Annotated in this window: 6 protein-coding genes, 1 tRNA gene and 1 pseudogene; 2 read left to right on the top strand and 6 right to left on the bottom strand. The window is 66.1% G+C overall.

Going from position 1 to position 7,742, the window contains the following annotated elements:
* The 5 genes and pseudogenes from ACZYZ3_RS19360 to ACZYZ3_RS19340 form a co-directional block, all read right to left on the bottom strand.
* Positions 1-232 (bottom strand): annotated as a pseudogene (locus ACZYZ3_RS19360) (DUF4232 domain-containing protein); the annotation flags it as partial.
* A 300-nt stretch (positions 233-532) separates the two neighbouring features.
* Positions 533-838, bottom strand: coding sequence for a DUF1775 domain-containing protein (locus ACZYZ3_RS19355; RefSeq protein ID WP_463965411.1), 306 nt, complete (start codon positions 836-838; stop codon positions 533-535).
* A 142-nt stretch (positions 839-980) separates the two neighbouring features.
* Positions 981-1,223, bottom strand: coding sequence for a hypothetical protein (locus ACZYZ3_RS19350; RefSeq protein WP_463965410.1), 243 nt, complete (start codon positions 1,221-1,223; stop codon positions 981-983).
* A 530-nt stretch (positions 1,224-1,753) separates the two neighbouring features.
* The gene (ppsA, locus tag ACZYZ3_RS19345) at positions 1,754-4,153 is read right to left on the bottom strand and encodes a phosphoenolpyruvate synthase (protein ID WP_463965409.1); all 2,400 of its coding nucleotides are present in this window, start codon (positions 4,151-4,153) and stop codon (positions 1,754-1,756) included.
* Between the two features lie 153 nt (positions 4,154-4,306).
* Positions 4,307-5,125: a pyruvate, water dikinase regulatory protein gene (locus tag ACZYZ3_RS19340; protein WP_463965408.1), complete on the bottom strand. Its 819-nt coding sequence runs from the start codon at positions 5,123-5,125 to the stop codon at positions 4,307-4,309.
* Positions 5,126-5,241: 116 nt separating this feature from the next.
* On the opposite strand from ACZYZ3_RS19340, the gene ACZYZ3_RS19335 reads away from it, so the two are divergent.
* Together ACZYZ3_RS19335 and ACZYZ3_RS19330 are read left to right on the top strand one after the other, a co-directional pair.
* Positions 5,242-5,445, top strand: a complete 204-nt coding sequence (locus tag ACZYZ3_RS19335; RefSeq protein ID WP_354172527.1) for a hypothetical protein — start codon at positions 5,242-5,244, stop codon at positions 5,443-5,445.
* A 731-nt stretch (positions 5,446-6,176) separates the two neighbouring features.
* Entirely contained in the window at positions 6,177-6,947 is a 771-nt protein-coding gene (locus ACZYZ3_RS19330; protein ID WP_463965407.1) for a potassium channel family protein, read from the top strand.
* Positions 6,948-7,600: 653 nt separating this feature from the next.
* Here ACZYZ3_RS19330 and ACZYZ3_RS19325 read toward each other — a convergent pair.
* Positions 7,601-7,685, bottom strand: a tRNA-Ser gene (locus ACZYZ3_RS19325).
* Between the last annotated feature and the right edge of the window lie 57 nt (positions 7,686-7,742).

Below are 7,742 nucleotides of genomic sequence, written 5' to 3'. Positions count from 1 at the left end.
GCGCAGGCGCGGGCGCCGCAGGCGCGGGCGCGGCAGGCGCGGGAGTTGCGGTGCCGGGGCCGGCGGCCGCACCGGAGGAGGCGGGCTCGCTTGCGGAGCTGGCGGGGGAGGTCGCCGGGGTGCTGGACGCCTGGGACTGCGGCGTGCCGGCGCCGCAGCCGGCAAGGAAGAGCGCTGCCGCGGCTGCTGCCGTCGTAAATGCCAGTGTGTTGTTGATTCGCTGAGCCGTCATGACACCACCTTCGTGCCCGATGTGGCCTGAGTCAACGATGCAACGACGGCGGCACCCGATTGATGCCCGGATTGTGATTTCCGGGCATCAACCAGGGTCAGCTACTCCTTGGGTGCGGAGCCCGGTGCCGAAGCCCGGGCCGGAGCCGGCGTGTTGCTCCGGCTACGGGCCAGGGCCGCCGCCGACGCCGGCCACCATACCCGCCCAGCTGCGGGCCTGGGCGCCGTGGTCGTTCACCGCAGCGGCCTGGACTGTCTCGGGGTGGTGTCCGAAGCGCCGGCGGCATGGGCTGCGCGCCCGTCAGCGGCAGCGGCAGCCGTGACCGTCACGGACGGCGCCGGTGCCTTGAGGGCGTGCGGATCCTGTCCCTCGGCCGGGAGCTGGGACCAGGAGGGTGATGGTCACCTTGGTGGTGCCGGATTTCTCGCAGCCGTGCGGGATCCCGAAGGTCAGCAGGGCGTAGGAGTTCGCAGTGGTCTTGTCCGGGGTGACACCGACATGCGCCGAGGCGCTGGAAATCCCGGCGAGCACCAGGGCCGCGGTGCTGCCGGCCACAGCTGTGGCGGTGAGGGTGCGGCGCAGGACTGAAGTGGATGCAGTTGTCAAAGGGGTGCCTTTCAGGCATGCGCTGCCCAGCGGCGGGCGCACAAAAGTGGGGAGGGTGGCTCGGCGGCGAGGCGGAGGGTCCGGGTGCGAGGTGCGGGCACAGGAGGTCAGGGCACAGGCGCGGCCGCGGCCGGGAAAAGAGTCAGGAATAGACGACGGCGGCGGGCGGCCCGCGGCGGCAGTCGCGCCGGAGGTTCCGCCGCGGCAGCGGCACCGACTCCGTCTGCCAGCCGGTGGCTTCCGGCACCGCGAAGGCGCCGGGCGTCACCGCGGCTGGGAGCCGGAGCAGCGGGCGGAGCCAGGCAGTCAGGGCCCACAGGGCCGACTCGCCCCGGGCGAGGAGGAAGGCGCAGAGCAGCGTTGCGAGGGCCAGGCCGGCCAGCATCAGCAGGGACAGTCCGGAATCCAGCCCCGACGCCGCGAGCGGGCTGTCGATACCCGCCGGGAACGGAGCCGGCCCGGTCAGGGCCAGCAGGGCCAGCAGGATGCCGGAGGACGGCAGCTGTCCGCCGGTGCCCGGTCCGCGTCAGTCGGTTTCGGGACCCGAGCAGAAGTGGCAGTCGTCCGGGCAAGGTGCGTCGGCCGGGAGGTCCTCAAGACGGTCGCCGGTTCGTATGTCGGGCCAAAGTCCGGGGGCGCCGTTGGCCCGATCCTGCTGCAAAGTCACGTGGTGTCCTGAACGTCATTGGGGCGGAACGCTGATGGATCTTAGCTAACCGTGCGCGGGGCCCGCCGCTCAATGGACCAATTGACGGCGCCGCCGGCTCCGTCTTGTGCAGCCGTCCAGCGTGTTCCGGGATTCCGGCGGCCCGGCCGCGCGGCACAAAGAGACACCCCGGTCCGAGGACCGGGGTGTCTCTTTGTGCCGACGCGGTGTCAGTTCAGCGCGTCAACCGGGGGTGCGTGGTGACCGCGTCAGCTGGCGGCCGCGCCGGTGCTGGCGGCTGCGCCGGCGAGCCGGATCCAGGTGTCCACAACGGTGTCGGGGTTCAGCGAGACGGAGTCGATGCCTTCCTCGACCAGCCATTGGGCGAAGTCCGGGTGGTCGCTGGGCCCCTGGCCGCAGATGCCCACGTACTTGCCGCGCGCCTTGCACGCCTTGATGGCCATGCTCAGGAGCTTCTTGACGGCCAGGTTTCGCTCGTCGAAGCCGGCCGCGACGATGGCAGAGTCACGGTCCAGGCCCAGGGTCAGCTGGGTCATGTCATTGGAGCCGATGGAGAAGCCGTCGAAGTAGTCCAGGAACTCGTCGGCCAGCAGCGCGTTGGACGGCAGCTCGCACATCATGATGACCTCAAGGCCGTTTTCGCCGCGGCGCAGTCCGTTCTCGGCAAGCAGGTCGATGACGCCGCTGGCCTCGTCCAGGGTGCGCACGAACGGGATCATCAGCTTGACGTTGGTCAGGCCCATCTCGTTGCGGACGAAGGACAGGGCCTCGCACTCCAGGTCGAAGCAGTCCCGGAAGGACGGCTCCAGGTACCGGGAGGCGCCGCGGAAGCCGAGCATCGGGTTCTCTTCGTGCGGCTCGTAGGCGGGCCCTCCGAGGAGGTTGGCGTACTCGTTGGACTTGAAATCGGACATCCGCACAATCACCGGCTCCGGAGCGAACGCCGCGGCGATGGTCGCCACGCCTTCGGCCAGGCGTTTGATGTAGTAGTCGCGCGGGCTGGCGTAGGCGGCGATCCGTTCCCGGATTTCCGCGATGACGTCGTCCGGCTGCTCGTCCAGGTTCAGCAGCGCCTTGGGGTGGATGCCGATCTGCCGGTTGATGATGAATTCCAGCCGGGCCAGGCCCACGCCGTGGTTGGGCAGCTGCGCGAACGTGAAGGCCTGCTCGGGGGTGCCGACGTTCATCATGACCTTCACCGGGGCCTCGGGCAGCTGGGTGATTTCGGTTTCCTCGACGCTGAAGTCCAGGATGCCCTCGTAGATGACGCCGGTTTCGCCGTCGGCGCAGGAGACGGTCACCTCGAGTCCGTCGGAGAGTACGTCGGTGGCGGCGCCGGTGCCGACGACGGCGGGAATGCCCAGTTCCCGGGCGATGATCGCCGCGTGGCAGGTGCGTCCGCCGCGGTTGGTCACGATGGCGGAGGCGCGCTTCATGATCGGTTCCCAGTCGGGGTCGGTCATGTCCGCGACGAGGACGTCCCCGGTCTTGAAGGCGGCCATCTGGTCAATGGAGGTGAGGATGCGGACCTTGCCGGCGCCGATGCGCTGGCCGATGGCGCGGCCCTCGACCAGGACCCGGCCGGTTCCGTCGAGGCGGAAGCGGCTCAGGCTGCCGGAGGTCCTGCGGGACTGCACGGTTTCCGGGCGTGCCTGCAGAATGTACAGGCCGCCGTCGATCCCGTCCTTGCCCCATTCGATGTCCATCGGGCGTCCGTAATGGTTCTCGATGGCGACGGCGTGGCGGGCGAGCTGCTCGACGTCGTCGTCCGTGAGGCTGAAGCGGTTCCGGAGGGACGCCTCGACGGGCACGAAGTCGATGGTGTGGCCGATTTCGCGGTTGCTCGTGTAGGTCATCTGGAGGGCTTTTTCGCCGAGTCCGCGCTTGAGGATGGCCGGGCGGCCGGCCTCCAGGGCGGGCTTGTAGACGTAGAACTCGTCCGGGTTGACGGCGCCCTGGACGACGGCCTCGCCGAGGCCGTAGGAGGAAGTGACGAAGACGGCGTCCTGGAACCCGGATTCGGTGTCCATGGTGAACATAACGCCGGAGGCGCCGACGTCGGAACGGACCATGCGCTGGACGCCCGCCGAGAGTGCCACTTCGGCGTGCTCGAACTTGTGGTGCACCCGGTAGGCGATGGCCCGGTCGTTGTAGAGGGACGCGAAGACGTCCTTGATGGCCACCAGGATGTTCTCGATCCCGCGGACGTTCAGGAAGGTTTCCTGCTGCCCGGCGAAGGAGGCATCGGGGAGATCCTCCGCCGTCGCGCTGGAGCGGACGGCCCAGGAGAGGTCCTCGGAGCCGCCGTGCTTGTCCACCAGCGTCTGGTAGGAGGCGCGGATCTGCGCTTCAAAGTCGGGCAGGAAAGGGGTCTCGCGCATCAGCGCGCGGATCTCCTTGCCAGCGGCCGCGAGGGCCGTGACGTCGTCGGTGTCCAGGCCGACCAGCCGGTCGGCGACCTTCTGGTCCAGGCCGGAGTCGGCGAGGAAGGTGCGGTAGGCGTCGGCTGTCGTGGCGAAGCCGTCAGGCACCTGGACGCCGGCAGAAGTCAGGTTCTGCACCATCTCGCCGAGGGAGGCGTTTTTGCCGCCCACCCGGTCCAGGTCCTTGAGACCGAGTTCTGAGAACCACAGGATGTCTGTCGTCATGGTTGCTGCTCCTTCGCAGATGGTGGCATGGGGTATCGCTGCCCCGCGTGGGGCGATCGCCGGTTGATGGGCGCAAGTCCTGTCCACAGTGACAGGTCCAGGCCGGTGTTTCCACATGATGTGGTCCACGCAACACTTGTGAACCCCTCAGACCTAATGCTTGAGGTTCATCTTCAGGAGGATGGTGGCTGCCATTTCCTCCACGGAGACGCTGGCCGAATTGAGGTAGGGAATCCCGTGGGACACGTACAGCTGCTCGGCGCTGCGCAGCTCAAAGCCGCACTGCCGCAGCGACGCGTAGGGCGAGCCCCGGCGGCGTTCCGTGCGGACCTGGCTCAGGCGCAGGGGATTGGTGGTGAGGCCGAAACACTTTGAAACGAACGGCCGCAGCGGCCTGGGGAGCCCTTCGCGTTCAAAGTCCTCGTCCACCAGCGGGAAGTTAGCGGCGAAGATGCCGTGCTGCAGCGCCAGGTACATGGTGGTGGGGGTCTTGCCGCAGCGGGACGGGGCCACCAGGATGACCTGGGCCTTTTCGAGCGCGCGCAGACTCTGGCCGTCGTCGTGCTCCATGGCGTATTCGACGGCGGCCATCCGGGACTGGTAGCGGGCGGCGTTGCCCAGGCCGTGGGCCCTGCCCGGTTCTCCGCTGGCCTCGGTTCCCAGCGCCCTTTCCAACAGCCCGACGTGGGTCCCGATGAGGTCCACGATGATCCCGTTGCAGGTGTCCAGGGTCTGGCGGATGTCGCTGCCGACGGCGGTGGAGAAGACGATCGGCTGCAGGCCGGTGGCGGCACGGTGGTCGATTACCTTGACGACGGCCCGGGCCTGGTCGGCGGTGGTGATGAAGGGGATTGTGATGCGGTCAAATTCGGTCGCGGGGAATTGCGTCAGCAGGGTGTTGCCGAGCGTTTCTGCGGTGATGCCCGTACTGTCCGAAAGGAAGTAGACCGGGCGGGGAGCGTCATTGGTCATGAACGCATTGTGCACCAGTGCGGGCTGCTCGTTCTTCCATGACGCACCCGCCGAGCGCCCGGCACGGGCTGGACAGCGGGGAGTAGGCTGTGTCCCACGTCACCAAAGGAGCCCAAGTGAGCTACAAATACCGGACCGTCAAAGTCCGCGGCACGGACCTGGTCGGAACCATTGCCCGCAGGCACGGCGGTGCGCCGGAAATCTACGAAACCTCCAAAGACCCGAGCACATCCGTCGTTCCCGTGTTCTTTCCAGAAACCGGGGAGATCCGATTTTTCGACCGGTCGGTGCTGGAGGACGTGGTGAGCCCGGCCGGGTAGCCGTTGACGCGAATATCCCTGACGCGGGCACGGAATATGAATAGCGCGGCTGCATCAACCCCGGTAGGGCGGCATTTTCAGGTCAAACTGGGGCGAACTGCCCGCCAGCGCCAGGCCGTTTCGTCTGACTGGCGTTTGGCCCGGCCGTCTTTCTGGGGAGAGACCTTATCGGTGTTCCGATCAAGTCGGATTCCGCCAGGGCTGGCTCCAGGAATATTCCGGCCGGACGGGACCGCCAATGGGCTCTGACGCAACGAAACCCCGCCAGCCGCGATGGGCTGACGGGGTGGCGTTCTTCGTTTCCGCTCTCCGCCCTTTTCTAGACAAAAAGAGAAACTAAGTAAGCTTAGCACCATGCTGCGTCATCCCGTTTAGCGCGGGAATGGATCCTGGCAGGCGGTTGCCGCCGCGGATCCCGCGGAGTTGTTCCGGGCAACGTAGATACTCTGCAATATCCCACACTGATTCCGTGATACTGATCTGCGAGCCCCCGCATACCGTCATCGGCGGCAATGATGCAATCACCGTTCAAGCGGGTCCACCGGGGCCGCGCATCAGATACAACGGGGTCAGCAGCCTGGACCAGGGCGCCCGGCGCCATTTCGAGGAAAACGCTGACCAACAGGCAGGTACGGGGCCATGCGGGGTAGGAGGGCAACAGGCCTTCCGGTCCGCACAACAGGTCAGCGCAAGACCGCAGGCCCGTGCTGGGCCTGCCCTAGACTGCAGCCATGACGCAACAAACATGGCGAAAGCGCTCCGAGTGGCCGTTGGTGATAGCGGCTGTGCTTTTCCTTGCCGCCTACTCCGTCCAGGTCATTTCCAACACGGACTTCGCTGTTGTCGAATTTCTGATCTGGACGACCTGGCTAGCGTTCGTTGGGGATTACGTGATGAACCTCGTCCTGGCTCCGAACCGCGGACTCTGGTTCGTCCGAAACCTCCACGAATTAGCCATAGTCGCCCTTCCAGCACTGCGGCCTTTGCGGCTGCTGCGTTTGGTCAGTCTCCTGCGGGTGGTCCACCGTGTCGGAGGAAATGCCCTGCGCGGCAGGGTGCTGGTCTTCGTGCTTGGCTCAGCGGCGCTGTTGATCTACGCCGGTGCACTAGCGGTCCTCGACGCCGAAAAGAATGCTCCCGGTTCGAATCTGACCACGTTTGGGGATGCCGTCTGGTGGGCCATGACCACCATAACAACGGTGGGGTACGGGGACCGTTACCCGGTGACAGTGCTGGGCCGGTGTGTAGCCGCTGGCCTCATGATCGGCGGCGTCGCAGTCCTGGGCGTTGTTACGGCTTCTGTCGCTTCCTGGATGGTGCAGTCGGTCGCGGAAGAAACCGCAGTGGAAATCGACTCCGCGGAAGAGCCGATCCGAGAGGAACTCCGCCGGCTCTCGGCACAGGTTGAACACCTGACGACGCTCCTGCAGGCACGCGCAGCCGATCTTCCGGCCGCTGCCCCAAAAGTGCCCGGGGGTGAATCAGTAGCACCCTCGAGGTAGATGCTGCGACCCGCGGAATCCCAACCCGTCCGGGCCGTAGCCGGCGAGCAGGAGACCAGCCAATGCCGTTCAAGGTTTTTCGGAGGTGTCTGGCATAGATTGATACTGCTACGGCAGACGTGGCTGAGTAGTAACCGGCGCCTGCCCGCGCCGCAGGCCTGGTGCGGCCCCCCATTGCGCCGGGCCTGCTGCGGGCTGCAGGACCGACGTCAAGTGCCGGAATGGCCGTCATGGTAATTACCCTCGCAGTCGTACCGAAATTTCCCGGGTGACGGATCATCAGGGCAGCACTTTTGGGCTAACTTAGCGGACGGTCAGGTTACGCGGCATTCTTTGGATAGCTTCAGCGTAAGTTCCACCCTGTGCAGCACCCGCCCGCCGGTTCGCTCCTCGTTCGTACGCAGACCGAAGCCGGCGAGAGTCGCCCCGTCGTCCACCAAGCAAGCGCTTCAACTGGCGCCACAGTCCACTGCAGGCCATCGGACCCCCATAGAACCAAGGATTCGACGTCGGGGCTGAAGCGCACGGTTGGCGGACGTGCCAGCACGCCATAGAAGAGTTTTGCCAAAATCTTTGCCAACGAGTACCTTTCAGACAAAGCAAAAGGCCCCGCTTCCCTTTGTTTACAAGGGAAGCAGGGCCTTTCTCATTCGCGGTGACGGTGGGATTTGAACCCACGTTGGCTTTCACCAAACAACATTTCGAGTGTTGCACCTTCGGCCGCTCGGACACGTCACCAACCTGACTAGGCTACCGGAGCTAAGCACTCATCCACAAAACGGCCCCCCGACGGCC

The organism is Pseudarthrobacter linnaei (assembly GCF_055412825.1).
The sequence above is the reverse complement of the archived record's forward strand: the minus strand, read 5'-3'. Positions and strand labels throughout refer to the sequence as shown.